Raw genomic sequence first — 18,893 nt, 5'->3', positions numbered from 1 at the left:
GTGCGGGAGTGTTCTGTACTGCCCTTTCACTCCTCTGTCCATGTCGTCCAACTGTCGGTAGTGAGGGTGAGGTGAAAAGGGGCGGGTAGTTCGATCTGGTCGCCGAATTTCCACTGGCGGTGGTTGTCGTAAGTGCCTGCTGGGCGATCGGGGGACCAGAACAGGGTCGCGCAGCCGGCATGGGGATCGCGGTCGATCAGAAGGTAGAAGGGGACGCCCGAGGCGGCGTAGCCGTTCCATTTGGTGCGGCGGCGGCGTGGGCGCAAGCCGGGAGGGCGGTCGTCGGCGGCGTTGGACGGGGATGTCACCTCCACTGCCAGTGCGAGCTGGGCGGGGTATACCCGGGGTGAGTCGGCGGCGAGGAGGGCGGCGTGCGTGTCGCGGTCGAGTAGGAACAGGTCGGGGACGTAGCCGTCCTGGATCTCGACCAGGCTGAGGTCGACGTTCGTGCCCAGTCGCCACCGGAACTGATCGTCTGCGGCCTTCGCGCGGTAGATGGTCTCGGTGATGGACTGGACCACGTGCCCGTGGCCGAATCTTGGACAAGGTGACACAACGACTTCCCCCCCGATGATTTCGACGCGACTGCCATCCGGGACATGCAGATACTCGTCGAGCTCACCGCGCTCCCACATCGCGAAGGCTGAATCGGGCATCTTCATGGGTCCACGAACCTGTGCGGTGGTCATTGCGGCCAACCTCCTCCTAGGTTGTCCCCAGAATATCGGGTCCCGGCATCGTCGGCGGTCGTGAACTGGGGTTCTGTGGATAACTCCGCGATTGTGGACAACGCTCAGTTCACGTGGGTGCGGTCTCGACCAGCGCTGGGTAGTCGATCAGGTCGATGTCGTTGGCGGCCTTGTCGCCGTATTTCATCATCAGGGTGAAGAGGCGGGAGCCGAGGAACCAGTTGCGGGCCTTGATTCCGAGGGCGGTTTTCGGGGCGAGGAAGGGGCCCGCATTACTGTTGCCCGCGATTTTGGCGTAGCGCTTCATAATTCGGCCGTAGTTGTCGAAGGCGGTGACGTGATCGCCTGCGGCAGAGACAAGTTCGCCCGCGAGAACGTAGGCGCCGACGATGGCGAGGCCGGTGCCGAAGCCTGCCAGGGTGTTTCCGTAGGCGGCGTCGCCGATCAGGGCTACGCGGCCGCGGGTGTAGGTGCCGTTCATGCGGACCTGGCTGATCGAGTCGAGGTAGATGTCGTCGAAGTCGGCCAGGTCGGTGAGCATGCGGGGGGCGTGCCACCCCATGTCGGCGAAGGTTTCGGCGATGATGCGGCGCTGGGCGGTGGTATCGCCACGGGGGTAGTCGAGTTCGGGGGCGGCGAACATGTACATCTGCTGGGCTTTGGGGCCGCCGTCGATGGCGAGTTTGCCGGGGGTGTTGTGGGCGTAGCCGGCCGCCTTGTCGCGGGGGGTGGTCGTGTCGCTCCAGCGGCTCGCGCCTGCCACGCAGTAGTAGTAGCCGAGGTGCCGCACGTAGTCGGCTTCGGGGCCGAAGGCCAATTTCCTTACCCGCGAATGGATTCCGTCGGCACCGAGCACGAGGTCGAAGGTGCGCGGCGCGCTGTTCGCGAATTTCACAGCTACGCCGTCGCCGGTGTCGTGCAGGTCGGTGATGGTCTCGCCGAAGAGGTATTCGACGGTGTCGGCGGTCTTGTCGTACATGATCTCGGCCAGGTCGCCGCGCAGGATCTCCAGGTCGCCGCCGGTGAATTCGCCCGACATCACGCCGAGTTCGCGTCCGTCGTCGTCGACGAAAACCACGTCGGTGGTGCCCGTGCGCCGGGCGCGAACCTCGTCGAGGATGCCCATCCGTTCGAGCACGGTGAGGTGGGTCTTGCCTTTGAAATCCACCGCCTGACCGCCTGCGCGCAGGGCGGGGGCGCGCTCGGCGACGGTGACGGAGAAGCCGTAGCGGTGCAGCCAGTAGGCCAGGGCGGGGCCGGCGACGCTGGCGCCGGAGATGAGAACAGTGCGCATGACAACTCCCGATAATCTGTGTCCGATGGAATCTGTATCCGGGGGATGCAGATAAGAGTATGGTAGACACAGTTTCACGTCAAGACGATTTTCGAGAGGATGAACAGATGCCGCCGCCGACCACCGTCGAGCTGCTGTGGGGGACCACGCAGCGCCCCAAACGCGGGCCCAAACCCGCGCTCACCCTCGACGGGATCGTCGCCGAGGCCATCGCGCTGGTCGACGCCGAAGGGTTGTCCGCGTTGTCGATGCAGCGGCTGGCCGAACGGCTCGGCTTCACCAAGATGTCGCTGTACCGGTACGTCCCCGGCAAAGAGCAACTGACCGCGTTGATGCTCGACGCGGCGATGGGCGAACCGCCGAATGCCGCGGGCGTGCACCAGGACTGGCGAGCCGGCCTGCGGAACTGGGGCGAAGCGCTCTTCGCTCGCTACCGAGCCCACCCGTGGGCGATCGAGCTCACCATCGGCGTGCGCCCCATGGGCCCGAACGAGATGGGCTGGACCGAAGCCGCCCTCACCGCACTGGCGGGCACCGGCTTGACCGGCTCGGAGAAGCTCGACACGATCGTCCTGCTCAACGGCCACGCCCGCAGCCTCGCCCAGCAGGTCTCCTCGATGGGCGAGAACGGGGAGCTGCAGTTCACCGAGCAGTTCACCGCGATGATGACCGCTGCGGCGGACCGCTACCCCGAGGTGCGCGCGGCCTTCGCCGAGGAAGCCGCCACCCCGGCGGGCAAGAGTGGGCCGAGCGATGCCCTGCGTTTCGGCGTCGAGCGCATCCTCGACGGACTCGCCGTCCTGATCGGCCGGCGAAACTGACCCTGGTCCCGCCGCGATCCGGGCCCTAGGCTCAGACCCATGACCGACCAGCCGGAACTGCCGGAGCCCGCCGTCACCATCGTCCGTGAATTCTTCGGCGCGCTCGAACTCGGCGTGATCGACGAGGCGCTCGATCTCCTCGATCCCGAGATCGTCTGGAAGAACGCCTCGCTGCCGACCGTGCGCGGCAAGAATCGGGTCGCCACACTGTTGCGTGGCCTGGATCGTCCGAAGCTCGGGTTCTCCGCCGACATGCACCACATCGCCGCCGACGGCGACATCGTGCTCACCGACCGCACCGACTACCTACACGTCGGGCCGGTGCGCATCGGCTTCTGGGTGAGCGGCACCTTCGAACTGCGCGACGGCCGAATCGTGCTGTGGGACGACCACTTCAGCAAGGGCAATGTCCTGCGTGGCACCGTCGTCGGCGTGGTGAAGGCGATCACCGGGCGCTGATCACTCGTGCTTGCGTAAGTAGGCCAGGTAGGTGGGTCGCAGCACGTCGGCCAGCTTGCCGTCGCCTGCGTGGATGTAGTCGTCGATCATCGGCACCACGTATTTGATGTCGGCCGAGCTCTCGCCGAGATCGCCCGCCTCGGCCTGGGCCGCCGGAATCGACTTGAGCAGTTCCCACAGGAACTTCACATCACCGTGGCGCACGGCCGCCTTCACCGCGCGATCGTGCAGTTCCTTCGACGACAGCTTCTCCAGATCCTGGTCATCGGCCATGCCATCGACTCTAGCGCTCGGCGGCGCACACGTGCCGGATCCGGCGCGACAGTGCGGGTTAACGACAAATTCACGGACACGTGTGCCGGTCCAGCAGCGCGGCCACGAATTCGGCGGTAGCGTCGTTGATGCGAGTCGCGTCGGTGTGATTCGTACGGGAGGTCCTGACCGTGACTGAGCTACTCAGTGCGAGAGGGCCGGCACCTGGCCCTCGGGGCGGTTGACTCAGCGTCGAACGCCCACAAGGACGGACCGGTCCAGCGAGATCGTTCGCGCGGGTGCCGTGCGAACACATAAGGAGCCCACCGTGACTGCTGCACGCTCCGTTTCCGCTTCCGCGAAGCACACGGCCCCGGCCTCGGCCTCGAAGAAAGGGGCTCGCCCCTCACGTTCCGGTCGCAAGACTTTTGTCGTCGACACCTCTGTACTCCTGTCGGATCCCTGGGCTGTCACCCGGTTCGGGGAACACAGTGTGGTCCTACCCCTGGTCGTGATCAGTGAGTTGGAGGCGAAACGGCACCACCACGAGCTCGGCTGGTTCGCTCGCGAAGCTCTGCGCATGCTCGATGACCTGCGGGTACAGCACGGCAGGCTCGACCAGGCGCTGCCCATCGGCACCGAAGGCGGCACCCTGCAGGTAGAGCTCAACCACACCGATTCGTCGGTGCTGCCCGCCGGATTCCGTTCCGACACCAACGATTCCCGCATCCTGGCGTGCGCGCTGAACTTCTCAGCAGAGGGCGCGGACGTGGTGCTGGTGTCGAAGGACATCCCGCTGCGCGTCAAGGCCAGCGCGGTCGGGTTGTCGGCCGACGAGTACCACGCGCAGGATGTGGTGACCTCCGGCTGGAGCGGGATGGTGGAACTCGATGTCGCGGGTTCGCAGATCGATCAGCTCTACACCGATTCGGTGATCGACCTCGACGATGCGCGAGAGTTGCCGTGCCACACCGGTGTTCGGTTGCTGGGCAGCAGTTCGAGCGCGCTGGGCCGGGTGACCGCGGACAAGCGGATCCAGCTGGTCAGGGAGCGGGAGGCCTTCGGCCTGCACGGGCGTTCGGCCGAACAGCGCATCGCACTCGACCTGCTGCTCGACGAGAGCATCGGGATCGTGTCGATGGGTGGGCGCGCGGGCACCGGCAAGTCGGCGCTGGCGCTGACCGCCGGGCTCGAGGCGGTGCTGGAGCGGCGGACCCAGCGCAAGGTGGTCGTGTTCCGGCCGCTGTACGCCGTGGGCGGGCAGGAACTGGGCTATCTGCCCGGTTCGGAGAGCGAGAAGATGGGCCCGTGGGCTCAGGCCGTCTTCGACACGCTCGACGGGCTGGCCAGCCGCGAGGTGCTCGAGGAGGTGCTCAGTCGCGACATGCTCGAAGTGCTGCCGCTGACCCACATTCGGGGTCGGTCGCTGCACGATTCGTTCGTGATCGTCGACGAGGCGCAGTCGCTCGAGCGCAATGTGCTGCTCACGGTGTTGAGCCGCCTTGGCACGGGTTCGCGGGTGGTGCTCACCCACGATGTCGCCCAGCGCGACAATCTGCGGGTCGGCAGGCACGACGGGGTGGCCGCGGTGATCGAAAAGCTCAAGGGTCACCCGCTTTTCGCGCACATCACGCTCACCCGCAGCGAGCGCTCGCCGATCGCGGCGCTGGTGACCGAGATGCTCGAGGAGTACGGACCGAACGCGTAATCGTCGGCAATCGGGCCGCGTCACGGCCCGAATCCGTTTGATTACCGCAAACGGTGGGTAATATCCGCGAGGACACCATTCCAGCAACGGCTCGGCGAACGCTGTTCCGCCGGGCCGTTGCGGATGTCGGCCAGGCTCCATCCGAGGGCGTGCCCTCCAGGGAGCCACTCGCGAGAGGATGGATATGAACCACTTCGCTCGACGTACTGCTGCCGGAAGCGCCGCGGTCCTGGCCGCGGCGGGTCTACTGCTCGCCGCGGGCTGCGGCGACGACGACAAGGACAAGGCCAAGGACGCCGTCGCCTCGGTGACCTCCGCGGTCGGCGCCCCGGGCGGGGCGACCACCACCGAGCACGACATGGACGCGATGACCACCACGCCCGGTTCGGAAACCACCTCCGGCTCCGAGACCACCTCGGGCGCGGCCACCGGCGGGGCGGCAGGCGAGTCGACCACCATCTCCACCCCGAACGGTGACATCACCGTCTCCGGCGAGGTGTACAAGAAGTACGTGGCGGCCGGCGGCGCGAACAGCCCGCTCGGCGCACCGGAAGAAGCCCAGGAAGCCGGCCCCAACGGTGGCGAGTACCAGGACTTCACCGGCGGCACCGTCTACTGGAGCAAGGATTCCGGCGCCCACATCGTGTGGGGCGATATCCGCGAGGCGTGGGAGGAGAACGGCGGCGCCAACGGCACGCTGGGCTACCCGACCAGCGACGAGAAGGACATCACCGGCGGCAAGCAGAGCGACTTCACCGGTGGCACCATCACCTGGGTCAACGGCGAGACCACGGTGACCCCGAAGTAATACCAGCTCAGCGTTGCCTTCCGCTCAGCGCGGGGACCCGGGTTCACCCCGTAGGTCCCCGCGCTCGCGGAGGAGGTACTAGGTTGTCGGGGTGCAGAAAACTTTGACCGATCGCGAGCTGCTGGATTCGCTCGCGGACGAGGTGGAACTGAACCTGCGTCGCCACATCGACCTGGCCGACGGCTGGCAGCCGCACGAGCAAGTGCCGTGGGCGGACGGGCGCAACTTCGCCTTCCTCGGCGGCGAGGACTGGACTCCGGAACAGTCCGAGCTCAGCGATACCGCGCGGCTCGCACTGACCGTGAGCGTCCTGGTGGCCGACAATCTGCCGTCCTACCACCGTGAGCTCGGCAAGCACCTGCGCACCGGTCCCTGGTGGCGCTGGGTCGGCCGGTGGACGGCGGAGGAGAACCGCCACGAGATCATGATCCGCAACTACCTCATGCTCACCCGCGCGGTGGACCCGGTCGCGCTCGAGCGGGCCCGGATGCAGCACATGACCGACGGTTTCAACCGGCCCCCGATGCACCTGATCGACGTGCTGGCCACCTGTGCGTTCGAAGAGGTCGCCGCCGCGATCCGGCATCGCAACACCGCCGCGCTCGGCGAGAACCCGATCGTCACCGCGATGGCCGAGAAGCTGGCCGCCGACGACGAACTGCAGGCCGAGTTCTTCGCCGTGCTCGTCGCCGCCGCCCTGGATCTGGTTCCCGATCAGGCCGTGCGCGCGATCGCCGACCGGGTCGCCGATTTCCGGGTGCCGCACGTGGATCTGCCCGGTGGTGGTTCGAGTGACGAGGCGCTGGCCGAGGCGGGGATCTACGATCCCGCGAAGGAGGGCGAGCTGGTGTTCAAGCCGCTGCTGAAGCGCTGGAACATCTTCTCCCGCACCGATTTCAGCGAAGAGGGCGAAAAGGCCCGCGCGGAACTCGCTCTGTATCAATAGCGGCTGGCGCCGCGGCACCTGACCGGCGACCCGGCCGCGAACGCCCTCCTCGAGGTCGGGGGTGCGTGGCCAGGTTCCGTTCTATTGAGCCCGGTCGACGTCGGCCATTGCCAGTACGTCGAGCTTGCGGTCGAGCTCTTCGAGTGAGAGCTTGTCCGGGACGAGGCCGCGGTCGATGACGGTCTGGCGGATCGTCTTCTTCTCGCGCAGTGCCTGTTTGGCGACGGCGGCCGCTTCCTCGTAACCGATGGCCGAGTTGAGCGGGGTGACGATCGACGGCGACGACTCGGCGAGGGTGCGCAGGTGCTCCTCGTTGGCGACCAGGCCGCTCACGCACTTGTCGGCGAACAGGCGAGATACGTTGGCCAGCAGGCGAATCGACTCGAGCAGGTTGCGGGCCATCACGGGGATGTAGACATTGAGCTCGAACGCCCCACTCGCCCCGCCGAACGCGATCGCCGCGTCGTTGCCGACCACCTGCACCGCGACCTGCGTAACCGCCTCGGGCAGAACGGGATTCACCTTGCCGGGCATGATCGAACTGCCGGGCTGCAAGTCCGGCAGCTGCAATTCGCCGAGCCCGGTCAGCGGGCCCGAACCCATCCAGCGGATGTCGTTGGCGATCTTGGTCAGGCTGACCGCGATGGTGCGCAGCGCGCCGGAGGCCTCGACCAGTCCGTCGCGCGCGGCCTGAGCCTCGAAGTGGTCGTGTGCTTCGCGCAGCGCGTCGATCCCGGTGGTACGCACCAGTTCCGCGACAACCTTCGCGCCGAATCCGGCGGGCGCGTTGAGCCCGGTGCCCACCGCGGTGCCGCCGATCGGCAGCTCGCCGAGGCGCGGCAGGGTCGCCATCGCGCGTTCGATGCCAGCGGCGATCTGGCGGGTGTAGCCGCCGAACTCCTGGCCGAGGGTCACCGGCACCGCGTCCATCAGGTGGGTGCGGCCCGACTTCACCACGGTGCGCCACTGCTGCGACTTGTCGAGCAGGGCAAGGCGCAGATGTTCCAGTGCGGGAACGAGATCGGTGATCACGGCCTCGGTGGCGGCCAGGTGCGTGGCGGTGGGGAAAGTGTCGTTGGAGGACTGCGACATGTTCACGTCGTCGTTGGGGTGCACGGTCATGCCGTCGCGCGCGGCGATCGAGGCGATCACCTCGTTGGCGTTCATGTTCGAGCTGGTGCCCGAACCGGTCTGGAACACGTCGATCGGGAATTGGTCATCGTGCTCGCCGTTCGCGATCTCGCCCGCCGCCGCGATGATCGCGTCGGCCTTGACCGGATCGAGCAGACCCAGATCCTTGTTGACCTGCGCGCACGCGGCTTTCAGCAGACCGAGCGCCCGGATCTGGGCACGCTCGAGCCCGCGCCCGCTGATCGGGAAGTTCTCGACCGCCCGCTGGGTCTGCGCCCGCCAGAGCGCATCGACGGGGACGCGAACCTCCCCCATAGTGTCGTGTTCGATCCGGTACTGCCCGTCGTCGTCAGCCATAGTTCGACACTAGGACGAGAACGTCGCGAATGGTGGCCCCACACCAGCGGCGATTCCCACACCGCCCGCGGGAATACATCGAAGGGCAACCACAGCGGAGACCACCACAGGCGAGTCTTACGAGCCCTCGGGGCCGCGAACCCGCGGCCCCGGCCGCCTGTGTCAGGGCAGCGGCGGGTTCGCGCTGTCGTCGCCGTCGAAGTCGACCGAGGAGAACTCGCGCAACTTCGTCAGGCGGTGGTAGGCGTCGACCATGCGGACGGTGCCCGACTTGGACCGCATCACGATGGACTGGGTCGAGGCGCCGCCGGGGAAGTAGCGGACGCCGCGCAGCAGGTCACCGTCGGTGACGCCGGTCGCGCAGAAGAACACGTTCTCGCCGGAGACCAGGTCGGTGGTCGAGAGCACCCGGTCCAGGTCGTGGCCCGCGTCGATGGCCTTCTGTCGCTCTTCATCGTCCTTCGGGGCGAGCTTGCCCTGCATCTCACCGCCGAGACAACGCAGCGCGGCGGCGGCGATGATGCCCTCGGGGGTGCCGCCGATGCCGACCAGGATGTCGACGCCGGACTCGGGACGCGCCGCGGCGATCGCGCCTGCGACGTCACCGTCGGAGATGAGCCGGATGCGCGCACCCGCGTCGCGGACCTGCTGGATGGTTTCCGCGTGGCGGGGACGGTCCAGGATGCACACCGTCAGGTCGGAGACCGACAGGTGCTTGGCCTTGGCGACGTTGCGGATGTTGTCGCCGATCGGGGCGTTGATGTCGATCGAACCCGCGGCGTCGGGGCCGACGGCGATCTTGTGCATGTAGAACACCGCGGACGGGTCGAACATGGCGCCGCGCTCGGCGACCGCCAGCACGGAGATGGCGCCGGGGGAGCCCTTCGACATCAGGGTGGTGCCGTCGACCGGGTCGACCGCGAAGTCGACCTCGGGGCCGGTGCCGTCGCCGACGAGCTCACCGTTGTAGAGCATCGGCGCTTCGTCCTTCTCGCCTTCGCCGATGACGACGATGCCCTTCATCGAGACCGAGCTGACGAGCTGACGCATGGCGTCGACGGCCGCGCCGTCGCCACCTTCCTTGTCGCCGCGGCCGACCCAACGGCCGCTCGCCATCGCGCCTGCCTCGGTGACGCGGACCAGCTCGAGTGCGAGGTTGCGATCAGGTGCCTCGCGGCGGCTGGGGGCGGGCGAGGTGGGCGTCATTGCGGAGTGCCTCCTTGGCGTTGGTGTTACGGGGGCATTGTCGCATTTCGAAACGGCACGCTCGTGCACGACCTCCTGCGATGACCCCTGAGCGGCCTGGTCATGGCCCGAGTGGATACTGGTAGGCGTGGCACAGACCAAGCACCGCATTTTCAACGACTACCGCGATCTGTTCTGGTCGTTGATCCCGTTGGTGCTGGCCGCGGTGGTCTTGGCCGGGGTCGCGAGCCAGTGCTCGGTGGCGACCAACGGCCCGACGCAGGGTCAGATCCCGCATTTCGACGCCGACGCCGCGCTGACATCCGACGCGAAAACGCTGTCGTTCCCGATCCGCAACCCGACCCTGCCCGCGGGCTGGGTGTCGAACTCGGGCAGCCGCGACACCATCGCCGCCGCGGGTGGCGCCGCGGTGAGCACGGTCGGCTACATCACGCCGCAGGGCACCTACATGCGGTATTCGCAGACCGATGCCGCCGAGGAGGCCCTGTCGCGCCAGGAGCTCGGCTCGCGGTATCCGACCGGGACGCAGGACGTGGCCGGGCAGAAGTGGGTCGTCTATTCCGAACCGACCGAGGAAACCGGCTGGATCGCCGACCTCGGAGGGGTGCGGATCCTGATCACCGGCGCGGGTAACGAAGCCGCCTTCACCACTCTCGCGACGGCGATCACGACGGCTCCACCACTGGCGAAGTAGCTCAGCTGAGTCGGTAGGACCAGCCGCTGTTGGGGAGCGCGGTCGAGGTGGTGATCGCGTCCTCGGCGTCGTCGGACTTGCCCTGCGCCAGCAGGGCGTACGGGTCGAATTCGCGTTTGGCGGCGGCTTCCTTCGCGCCCCACGGCTTCATTCCGCCCGCACCGAGGACGGGTGTGTGCGAGTTCGCGATGAACAATCCCGCGCGCTGCAATCGCTCGGTGGTGGCCGCCAAGTGCTCCTGGCTCTCGAAGGCGAAGACCGGTGAGCCCTGACACGACAGGCCGCCGTCGATCCGCTTCATCTCCACATGCAGCGGCCCCAACTCGGCGAATTCCCGGTGGATGCCGACGATCGACTCGTACAGATCCCGCTGTGGGAACAGTGCCATCAGCCCGGTGAGCTTGTCGTTGTGACGCTGGTAGCGCAGCATCGAATGGCCCCAGGTGAACTCGTAGAGCGGCGCACCGTAGCTGCCCTTGCCCTCGAGGCAGCGGTAGCGGATCCGGCCGCCGTTGTCCTGCACCAGATCCTCCACGTTCGGCACCGACTGGACGGCGGCCATCAGCAGCACCATCGACTCGCCGCCGGGAATCAGCCCGGCGAGTTCGGGGAAGTACTGCGGGAGCGGATGCGCTTGGGGCGAAACGACTTTCGTGAGAATGCCGTCGCTGCGGGAGATGTCGACCGCGAAGCGGGCCGCCTGTTCGAACGCCGGGAACGAGACGACCAGCTCGTGCCATTCCCAGGCGGGGGCGACCGGCAGCTCGACCTCGGTGATGATGCCGTTCGCGCCGTACGCGTGGTGCACGGTGTTCACATCGCGCCCGCGCAACTCGATCAGCCGTGGGTGTTCCTCGACCGTCATCACCTCCAGCGCGGTGATGTTGCCGGTGTCGCGCAGGATGCCCCAGCGGCAGCTGCCGATACCCGCGTGCCCGCCCGCGATGTAGCCGCCGACGGTGGCCTGATGCGCGGTCGACGGGTGCATCCGCAGCTCCCAGCCGGACGGGCGGATCGCGGCGTCGATATCGGCGACGACAGTGCCGGTGAGCGCGCGAACGCTGGTTGGCAGGCGTCTGCCGGGTTCGCCGTGCCAGCCGAGGACGCCGGCGACAGCGGTGACATCGATCACCGCGCCACCGCGCAGCGGCACACCCTGACCGAACTGCCCGGAACCGGCCCCGCGCACGGTGATCGGGATGCGATGACGCGCGCAGGCGGCCACCGCGGTGCGCAGCTCTTCCTTGGTACGTGGCGCGATGAAGATCTCGGCATTGCGCCCGCGCAACAGGTCTCGCAGGACCGGGCTCTGGGCGAACCGGTCCCGGCTCTTGGTGCGCAGCTTGCGGGTGTCGGTGGAGAACGTGATGGGACCCAGGTCGGCGCGCAGGCTCGTCAGCGAATCGGTGGGTGCCATCGGCCGTACTCCGTCATTCGAACTTTCCGTGCGCCGCGCGCAGGGCGATCCTCGCCGGACCGACCGTGCAACAGCGTGCCCGGCCGGTGTTTCGCGGCGGTAAAAGCGGAATGTCGGTCCGCGTACTCAGTCGGCGGTGTCGAGGTCGGCGCGGGACAGGGCGTCCTCCACCCGGCGGCGCGCCCCGGCGAGATGCTGTTCGCAGCGGGTGGCCAGTGCTTCGCCGCGTTCCCACAGGACCAGGGAGTCGTCCAGGTCGAGGCCGCCCTGCTCGAGCATCTTCACCACGTTGATGAGCTCGTCGCGGGCGCGTTCGTAGCCGAAGGCCGCGATCTCGGCCAGGGTGTCGGCAGCGGTGTTCTCGGAACCGGCGTCGGCCACGGTCACTTCCTCTTCTCGTCGGTGGTCTCTGGCGTCAGTCGTTTGGCACCGAGTGCCGCGGCGGTGACGGCTCCGTCGGCGACCCTGATGCGGAGCTGGCTTCCCGCGGGGGAGTCGTCGATCGAACGAACGACATGGCGTTCGGGACCGGCGACGCGCTGCACGACAGCGTAGCCACGGGCCAGCGTGGCGGCCGGACCCACCGCGGTGAGCTTCTCGCGCAGATGCAGGGTGGTCGTCGACTCGCCGCGCAGGAGTTGTTCGACGGTGCGTCGCGCGGCGGTGCGCAATCGTTCCAGCTCGTCGTGGCGGTGGGTCAGTTCGCGCAGGGGATCGGCGAGGACGGGGCGCGATCGCAGCTGCGCGATGATGTGCTCTTCGCGCTGGACCCAGCCGCGCAGCGCGGCCGCCGAGCGTGCGCGCATCTCACGGACCCCGGCCAGTTCGGCGGCGGCGTCGGGGACGATGCGCTTGGCGGCGTCGGTGGGGGTGGCCGCGCGCAGGTCGGCGACCAGGTCGAGCAGGGGATTGTCGGGTTCGTGGCCGATGGCGCTGACGATCGGGGTGCGCGCGGCGGCGACCGCGCGGCAGAGGGCTTCGTCGGAGAAGGCAAGCAGATCTTCGACGCTGCCGCCGCCGCGCGCCAGCACGATCACCTCGACCTCGGGGTCGCGATCGAGTTCGGCCAGGGCCTCGAGCATCTGTGGCACCGCGGTCGGACCCTGCACCGCGGTATTACGGATGACGAATCGGACTGCGGGCCAACGGTTCTGGGCCACGGACAAGACATCTCGTTCGGCCGCGCTTGCCCGTCCGGTGATCAGCCCGATCGTCGCGGGCAGGAACGGCAGCGGCCGCTTGAGCCGAGCGTCGAACAGCCCCTCGGCCGTCAACAGGGCTTTGAGCCGTTCGATCCGCGCCAGGAGCTCACCGATGCCGACGGCGCGAATCTCGGTGACCCGCAACGACACCGTGCCGCGCCCGGTGAAGAACTGCAGCTTGCCGTAGACGACCACCCGGCTGCCCTCGGTCAACGGCACCGGCAGCCTGCGCAACAGGTCGGGATCGCAGGTCAGCGACAGCGACATGTCCACCGAGGCATCGCGCAGCACCAGGAACGCGGTGCGGGTGCCCGGGCGCGCGTTGATCTGGGTGACCTGCCCCTCCACCCAGATGCTGCCGAGCCGCTCGATCCACTGGGCGACCTTCACCGCGACCGAGCGCACCGGATACGGCTGCTCCGCCGAATTGGCCGGAGCGCCGGTCTGCGCGACGCCGTCCTGAGTCATGAGTCAGTTCTACGCGCGGCCACCGACACAACCAAAAAGACGGCCGCGATCCGATGTGTCGGATCGCGGCCGCCTCGACGGAAGTCCGGTTACTTCGCCTGCACCGTGGCGATGCGGTTGGTGAGCATCGTGACGAAGGGGGCGCGGGCGCGGGTCTGCTGTTCGAAGGCCAGCAGCTGGCCGAGCTCTTCGAGGGTGAGCATGCGCAGGCGGGCGCGCAGCTGGGCCAGGGTCATCGCGGGGTAGTCGTAGCGGATCGCGACCTCGGGGGCGACGACCTCCTCCGCGGCGGGCTCCTCGGCCGGCTCGATGACCTCGTCCTCGGTCTCGAGCAGCAGCAGCGAGGCGGGCACGGCCTTGCCGTTGGTCTGCGGGGCCTCTTCGAACAGGTCGAAGCGGCTGGCGTGGCCGTTGGTGGCGGGCGCGGGCGCGATGTCCTCGTCGAAGGTGGCCCACTCGGGCTGCTCGGCAGGCGCCGAACCCAGCCGTTCGAACACACCGTCACCCTTGAGCGCGAGGCTGGTCACGAACTGCTGCACATGCATGGTGGTCTGCAGCACGCGACTGAGCGCGGTGATCGGGAAATTGACCGCGGCGACGGGCAGTCGCCGGGTCTCTTCTAAGGCATACACGGCGGCGCCGGCGGCCACCCTGGCCAGGAACGGAGGTCGAAACATGCCCCCAGCCTGCCCCAAACCGGGTGTGATGCAAAGGTCCACACCCCGGTTGTGTGACTTTCGCCCCTTGATCCGACCTGATCCGGCCCGTCGCGCGCACGTAAGCTGTGGGATATGACCTCGGCAATTCCCTTGAACGTCGGTATCACGCGCTCCGCGGGCGCGAAGGCTGCCGGTGGCAAGCGCGTGCTGCTTGCCGAGCCGCGCGGCTACTGCGCAGGCGTCGACCGCGCCGTCGAGACCGTGGAGAAGGCGCTGGAGAAACACGGCGCCCCCGTCTATGTGCGCAAGGAGATCGTGCACAACCGCCACGTGGTGGAAACGCTGCGTGAGCAGGGCGTGATCTTCGTCGACGAGACAGACGAGGTGCCCGAGGGCGCGCTGGTCGTGTTCTCCGCGCACGGTGTCGCGCCGATCGTGCACGAGACCGCCGCCGAACGAAACCTGCGCACCATCGACGCCACCTGCCCGCTGGTCACCAAGGTGCACCAGGAAGCCAAGCGCTTCGCCCGCGACGACTACGACATCCTGCTGATCGGCCACGAGGGCCACGAGGAAGTCGAGGGCACCGCCGGTGAGGCGCCCGAACACGTGCAGCTGGTCGACGGGCCCGACTCGGTGGACAAGGTGACCGTGCGCGACCCGTCGAAGGTGATCTGGCTGTCGCAGACCACGCTGTCGGTGGACGAGACCATGCAGACCGTCGAGCGGCTGCGCGAACGGTTCCCCACGCTGCAGGACCCGCCGAGCGACGACATCTGCTACGCGACCTCCAACCGCCAGACCGCGGTCAAGGCGATGGCGCCCGAATGCGATCTGGTGATCGTGGTCGGTTCGCGCAACTCGTCCAACTCGGTGCGACTGGTCGAGGTGGCACTCGGTGCCGGTGCGAAGGCGTCGTACCTGGTCGACTACGCCCGCGAGGTCGACCTGGCCTGGCTCGAAGGTGTGCAGACGATCGGCATCACCTCCGGTGCCTCGGTGCCGGAGATCCTGGTGACCGGGGTACTCGACCTGCTGGCCGAACACGGCTTCGGCGAGGTACAGCCGGTGACCACAGCCAACGAAACGCTGGTCTTCTCCCTGCCCCGCGAACTCCGTGCCGCGCGCAGGGACACCGCCCAGAGCTGAGACCTGCTCACTCACCGGGTATGGGCTGACCGAGCCACATCCATCGCCTGGCCAACGCAAATCTCCCCGCAACTCGGTCTGACCTCGAGTCGCGGGGAGGCGGGCGAGCCTCAGACGTTGTCCGGGCGGCGGCGTTCTGTGCGGGCTGAGTCGGCGCGGTCGCGGTAGCGCACGTTCGGCTGCGGGTGCGGGGGTGCTTCGCCGCGGCGGCGCGGGACGCGGGCCGGTTCGGGTTCGCGGGGGGCGGCGGCAGCGCGGGCGGGGCGGGGTTCACCGCGTGCGGCTCTGGGTTCGCGTGGCCTGGCCGCTGCGGGGGCGCGTTTCGGTTCGGCGGGCCGGGCTGGTCGGCGGGCCGGGCTTGCCATGTCGACCTCGGTGTCGGGCTCGTCCAGGACCGCGGTGCCGCGGCGTGGTCGCTTGCGGGCGGCGGTGGCGAGGTCGGGGGTCGATTCGGGGCGACGGCGTTTGGCCGGCTGGCGTTCGGTCTTGGGTTTGCCGCGACGCTCCGACGCACCGGGTCGGGCCGCCTGGGGCGTGCGCTTGGCGATCGCGATCCTGGCTCCACCGATCGCCAGGACCAGCACGGTCGCCAGCGCCATCGTCGGGAAGCGCTCCACCAGCGGGATGATCAGGTTGATCAGGACTTCTTTGATCGAGAAGGTGGCGCGCCCACCCAGCAGCTGGCAGGCCACCGGCACCGCGACGAACAGCAGCAGTGGCGGCATCACCATGGTCGAGAACAGGCCGCGAAAGCGCACCGCGCAGACGGCGAGCACACAGCCGAGCACATACAGCGCCGAGAACGTGCCGGTCGGCAGGGTTTCACCGCCGAACGCGTCGATCAGGAACCCGACGCCCGTCGCACCGACGGCGACCAGAATCGCGGCCCAGGCGGGGATGCCGGGTACCGAGGGCACGATCGAACGTTGCGGCGCGGGCACCCGGGGTCGCGCACGTTGGGAAGCAGCCACACTATGACACTAACTGCACATCGGCCCCGTAGGCGCCACGGCACGGGGATCTCAGATGCGATCCTCAGCGTCCGCTAAGGCCACCACCCGCGGTCGGGACTCCGTGAGCCGGATTGCCGGGAGCTCCTGATCGGCGATCCCGAGATCGTGCATCCGGCGCGCGGTGACCATCACGCGTGACTCCACCGAGCCCACTGTCGCGTTGAAAGCAGCTACGGCCTTACCGAGATTCACGCCCAGATTGTCCAGATGTTCGGCGACCTTGCCCACCCTGGTGTAGAGCTCCTTGCCCAGTTGCTGCACCGTTGCCATATCGCGCGAGAGCGCTTCCTGTCGCCAGCTGAACGCCACAGTGCGGAGCAGCGCGATCAAGGTAGTGGGGGTTGCCAGGATCACGTTCCGCCCGAACGCGTACTCCAGCAGCTCGGCATCGGTGGTGAGCGCGGCATCGAGGAACGGGTCGCCGGGCACGAACAGCACGACGAATTCCGGCGCCGGGTCGAATGCCGCCCAGTACGCCTTGTCGGCCAATTGGTCGACGTGGGCGCGCAGGTGCTTGGCGTGGCGGGCCAATAATTGGGTGCGCGCGCTGGGGTCGTCGGTGGTCGCCGCCTCCAGATACGCCGAGAACGGCACCTTGGCGTCGACGACGATGTGGCGGCCACCGGCCAGCCGCACCACCATGTCGGGCCGGACCACGCCGCGATCGTCGCCGCCGGACCTGGATACCTGGGTGTCGAAATCGCAGTGCCGGGTCATCCCGGCGAGTTCGACCACCCGCTCCAGCTGGATCTCACCCCACCGGCCGCGCACCTGCGGCGCACGCAACGCGGCGACCAGCTGACCGGTCTGATCGGAGAGTCGATGCGAGGTGCGCTGCATGCCTGCGACCTGCTCGCGCAAGCCCGAATACGCATCGATCCGGTGGTGCTCGACCTGCCTGATCTGCTGTTCCAATGCCCCGACCGCGTCGCGCAGCGGATCGACCATCGCGCCGATCGCGGCCGAATGCCTGCGCGCCGCATCCTCGTTGGCCGAGTGCAGCGACTGCTGCAGCAACCGTTGATTGTCCCCGGCCGCCGCGAGCCGAGCCTCCGCGGTGGCGGCGCGTTGCCCACCACGGGCGGAGTGGCCCAACCAGCCGAGACCGAAGCCTGCGGCGAATACCAGGACGAGCGCGACGAGCATCGAAGCGGTCATGGCGGCGATACTGCCCGAGGCCACCGACAAGTTCGCAATTCCCCGGCAAACCGGGCAATTCCGCGGCGGATGCACCACGGACGGGTGCGCACTATCCGCCGCAGGCCGAACATTCGGCCGGTGTGTGCGCCACGCCGGTGAATTACACGCGTGTGGTGCGTCGATTGAATTCTGTCGGGGGTGTGCCCTACGGTTCGCGACATGCGGATCCTGCACACCTCCGACTGGCACATCGGGCGCACCTTTCACGGTGTCGACCTGCTGGCCGATCAGGCGCGCGTGCTCACCGCGATCGCGGAACTGGTCGTGCGCGAATCCGTGGACGTGGTGGTGGTGCCCGGCGACATCTACGACCGCTCCATCCCCAATGCCGATGCCATCGGGGTCTGCAATCGCGGATTCGAGGCGATCCGGGCGGCGGGCGCGACGATCATCGCCACCTCGGGCAATCACGATTCGCCCGCTCGACTCGGTGCGGGCGCCAGCTTCGCCGCGGCCGGTGGGCTGCACCTGTGCACGAGAGTCGCCGATGCGGACCGCCCGATCGTGCTGGCCGATACCCACGGTGACGTGGCGTTCTACGCGATCCCCTATCTCGAACCGGAGATCACCCGCACCGAACTCGGTGTGCCACAGGCGCATTCGCACGCGGAGATCCTCGATGCCGCGATGGAGCGGATTCGTGCCGATCTCGCCGCCAGGTCCGGCACGCGCACGGTGGTGCTGGCGCACGCGTTCGTGATCGGCGGCGAGGCCACGGGTTCGGAGCGGTCGATCTCGGTGGGCGGCGTGGAGACAGTGTCGATGTCAGCCTTCGACGGCATCGACTATGTTGCGCTCGGCCACCTGCATTCACCGCAGACGCTGTCGGAGTCGGTGCGCTACAGCGGATCCCCGTTGCCGTATTCGTTCGGGGAAGCCTCGCATCGAAAAGCCGTGTGGATCGTCGACCTCGATGCCTCGGGACTGGCCGCGGTGCGCCGCCAGGAGCTGCCGCTGGTGCGCGGGCTGAGCAGGCTCACCGGCACCATCGAATCCCTGCTCGGCGACGCCGAATACGCGGCGGCCGAAGAGCATTACGTGTCGGCCACGCTCACCGACACCACCCGCCCGGTGGACCCGATGCGTAAGCTGCGCGAGCGATTCCCGCACGCGGTGCACGTGGAATGGGCTCGGCCCGAAGGTAGCCCGGAATTGCGCTATCGCGAGCGGGTACACGGCCGCCGCGATGCCGAGGTCGCGGCGAGTTTTCTGACCGACGTACGTGGCACACCGAGCGAGGGGGAGATGGCATGGGTGGAGCGGGCGCTCGAGGCGGCGGTCCGCGACACCGATCCGGTCCGCGAATCCGGCACCGGGGAGTCGGTCGACGCCGCGGACGCTGTCGCTTGAATCCGGCGAGTGCCGTCCGCGCACGCATGTCCGGGGAACCGGGCGTCGAGGCCCGCCGCCGGGCCGACAT

The 18,893-nt window shown here is 68.2% G+C and carries 19 protein-coding genes; 8 read left to right on the top strand and 11 right to left on the bottom strand.

Annotation, left to right across the window (positions count from 1 at the left end; all coding sequences use genetic code 11):
• Positions 1 to 26: 26 nt before the first annotated feature.
• Both ACWZHB_RS23355 and ACWZHB_RS23350 read right to left on the bottom strand, forming a co-directional pair.
• Complete coding sequence (locus ACWZHB_RS23355) at positions 27 to 689, bottom strand: Uma2 family endonuclease (RefSeq protein WP_427903965.1); 663 nt, start codon at positions 687 to 689, stop codon at positions 27 to 29.
• 109 nt (positions 690 to 798) lie between these two features.
• On the bottom strand, positions 799 to 1,983 hold the full coding sequence (locus ACWZHB_RS23350; RefSeq protein WP_427903964.1) for an FAD-dependent monooxygenase: 1,185 nt from the start codon (positions 1,981 to 1,983) through the stop codon (positions 799 to 801).
• Between the two features lie 107 nt (positions 1,984 to 2,090).
• On the opposite strand from ACWZHB_RS23350, the gene ACWZHB_RS23345 reads away from it, so the two are divergent.
• Together ACWZHB_RS23345 and ACWZHB_RS23340 are read left to right on the top strand one after the other, a co-directional pair.
• On the top strand, positions 2,091 to 2,804 hold the full coding sequence (locus tag ACWZHB_RS23345) for a TetR/AcrR family transcriptional regulator (RefSeq protein WP_427903963.1): 714 nt from the start codon (positions 2,091 to 2,093) through the stop codon (positions 2,802 to 2,804).
• Positions 2,805 to 2,843: 39 nt separating this feature from the next.
• Positions 2,844 to 3,263: a limonene-1,2-epoxide hydrolase family protein gene (locus ACWZHB_RS23340; RefSeq protein ID WP_427903962.1), complete on the top strand. Its 420-nt coding sequence runs from the start codon at positions 2,844 to 2,846 to the stop codon at positions 3,261 to 3,263.
• Here the strand turns inward: ACWZHB_RS23340 and ACWZHB_RS23335 are convergent, their stop codons facing one another.
• On the bottom strand, positions 3,264 to 3,536 hold the full coding sequence (locus ACWZHB_RS23335) for a hypothetical protein (protein ID WP_427903961.1): 273 nt from the start codon (positions 3,534 to 3,536) through the stop codon (positions 3,264 to 3,266).
• Between the two features lie 307 nt (positions 3,537 to 3,843).
• Here ACWZHB_RS23335 and ACWZHB_RS23330 point away from each other — a divergent pair, with 307 nt between their 5' ends.
• The 3 genes from ACWZHB_RS23330 (at position 3,844) to ACWZHB_RS23320 (ending at position 6,977) form a co-directional block, all read left to right on the top strand.
• Complete coding sequence (locus tag ACWZHB_RS23330) at positions 3,844 to 5,223, top strand: PhoH family protein (RefSeq protein ID WP_427903960.1); 1,380 nt, start codon at positions 3,844 to 3,846, stop codon at positions 5,221 to 5,223.
• A gap of 184 nt (positions 5,224 to 5,407) precedes the next feature.
• Positions 5,408 to 6,031 carry an LGFP repeat-containing protein gene (locus ACWZHB_RS23325; RefSeq protein WP_427903959.1) on the top strand — a complete coding sequence of 208 codons (624 nt, stop codon included), beginning with the start codon at positions 5,408 to 5,410 and terminating at the stop codon, positions 6,029 to 6,031.
• A 91-nt stretch (positions 6,032 to 6,122) separates the two neighbouring features.
• Positions 6,123 to 6,977 carry an acyl-ACP desaturase gene (locus ACWZHB_RS23320; RefSeq protein WP_427903958.1) on the top strand — a complete coding sequence of 285 codons (855 nt, stop codon included), beginning with the start codon at positions 6,123 to 6,125 and terminating at the stop codon, positions 6,975 to 6,977.
• 81 nt (positions 6,978 to 7,058) lie between these two features.
• Here the strand turns inward: ACWZHB_RS23320 and ACWZHB_RS23315 are convergent, their stop codons facing one another.
• Both ACWZHB_RS23315 and glpX read right to left on the bottom strand, forming a co-directional pair.
• Positions 7,059 to 8,465, bottom strand: coding sequence for a class II fumarate hydratase (locus ACWZHB_RS23315; protein ID WP_427903957.1), 1,407 nt, complete (start codon positions 8,463 to 8,465; stop codon positions 7,059 to 7,061).
• 162 nt (positions 8,466 to 8,627) lie between these two features.
• Positions 8,628 to 9,671 (bottom strand): class II fructose-bisphosphatase, encoded by a 1,044-nt coding sequence (glpX, locus tag ACWZHB_RS23310; RefSeq protein WP_427903956.1) that lies wholly within the window; start codon positions 9,669 to 9,671, stop codon positions 8,628 to 8,630.
• 127 nt (positions 9,672 to 9,798) lie between these two features.
• Between glpX and ACWZHB_RS23305 the strand changes: the two genes are divergently transcribed.
• On the top strand, positions 9,799 to 10,365 hold the full coding sequence (locus ACWZHB_RS23305; protein ID WP_427903955.1) for a DUF4245 domain-containing protein: 567 nt from the start codon (positions 9,799 to 9,801) through the stop codon (positions 10,363 to 10,365).
• Position 10,366: 1 nt separating this feature from the next.
• Here the strand turns inward: ACWZHB_RS23305 and ACWZHB_RS23300 are convergent, their stop codons facing one another.
• From ACWZHB_RS23300 to ACWZHB_RS23285, 4 genes are all read right to left on the bottom strand, one after another.
• The gene (locus ACWZHB_RS23300; protein WP_427903954.1) at positions 10,367 to 11,782 is read right to left on the bottom strand and encodes an FAD-binding oxidoreductase; all 1,416 of its coding nucleotides are present in this window, start codon (positions 11,780 to 11,782) and stop codon (positions 10,367 to 10,369) included.
• Positions 11,783 to 11,908: 126 nt separating this feature from the next.
• The gene (locus ACWZHB_RS23295) at positions 11,909 to 12,169 is read right to left on the bottom strand and encodes an exodeoxyribonuclease VII small subunit (RefSeq protein WP_378638114.1); all 261 of its coding nucleotides are present in this window, start codon (positions 12,167 to 12,169) and stop codon (positions 11,909 to 11,911) included.
• Positions 12,166 to 13,452 (bottom strand): exodeoxyribonuclease VII large subunit, encoded by a 1,287-nt coding sequence (gene xseA, locus ACWZHB_RS23290; RefSeq protein WP_427903953.1) that lies wholly within the window; start codon positions 13,450 to 13,452, stop codon positions 12,166 to 12,168. Before xseA ends, ACWZHB_RS23295 begins: the two co-directional genes overlap by 4 nt.
• Positions 13,453 to 13,541: 89 nt before the next feature.
• Entirely contained in the window at positions 13,542 to 14,129 is a 588-nt protein-coding gene (locus tag ACWZHB_RS23285; RefSeq protein ID WP_427903952.1) for a lipid droplet-associated protein, read from the bottom strand.
• Positions 14,130 to 14,243: 114 nt separating this feature from the next.
• On the opposite strand from ACWZHB_RS23285, the gene ACWZHB_RS23280 reads away from it, so the two are divergent.
• The gene (locus tag ACWZHB_RS23280; RefSeq protein ID WP_427903951.1) at positions 14,244 to 15,260 is read left to right on the top strand and encodes a 4-hydroxy-3-methylbut-2-enyl diphosphate reductase; all 1,017 of its coding nucleotides are present in this window, start codon (positions 14,244 to 14,246) and stop codon (positions 15,258 to 15,260) included.
• 110 nt (positions 15,261 to 15,370) lie between these two features.
• Here ACWZHB_RS23280 and ACWZHB_RS23275 read toward each other — a convergent pair whose 3' ends face one another.
• Together ACWZHB_RS23275 and ACWZHB_RS23270 are read right to left on the bottom strand one after the other, a co-directional pair.
• Positions 15,371 to 16,231 carry a DUF6542 domain-containing protein gene (locus ACWZHB_RS23275; protein ID WP_427903950.1) on the bottom strand — a complete coding sequence of 287 codons (861 nt, stop codon included), beginning with the start codon at positions 16,229 to 16,231 and terminating at the stop codon, positions 15,371 to 15,373.
• Between the two features lie 51 nt (positions 16,232 to 16,282).
• Positions 16,283 to 17,431, bottom strand: a complete 1,149-nt coding sequence (locus tag ACWZHB_RS23270) for a DNA recombination protein RmuC (RefSeq protein ID WP_427903949.1) — start codon at positions 17,429 to 17,431, stop codon at positions 16,283 to 16,285.
• Positions 17,432 to 17,632: 201 nt separating this feature from the next.
• Here ACWZHB_RS23270 and ACWZHB_RS23265 point away from each other — a divergent pair, with 201 nt between their 5' ends.
• Positions 17,633 to 18,823 carry an exonuclease SbcCD subunit D gene (locus tag ACWZHB_RS23265; protein ID WP_427903948.1) on the top strand — a complete coding sequence of 397 codons (1,191 nt, stop codon included), beginning with the start codon at positions 17,633 to 17,635 and terminating at the stop codon, positions 18,821 to 18,823.
• Positions 18,824 to 18,893 lie beyond the last annotated feature (70 nt).

Source organism: Nocardia sp. FBN12, from assembly GCF_054031145.1.
This window is presented reverse-complemented; position numbering and strand designations above follow the sequence as displayed.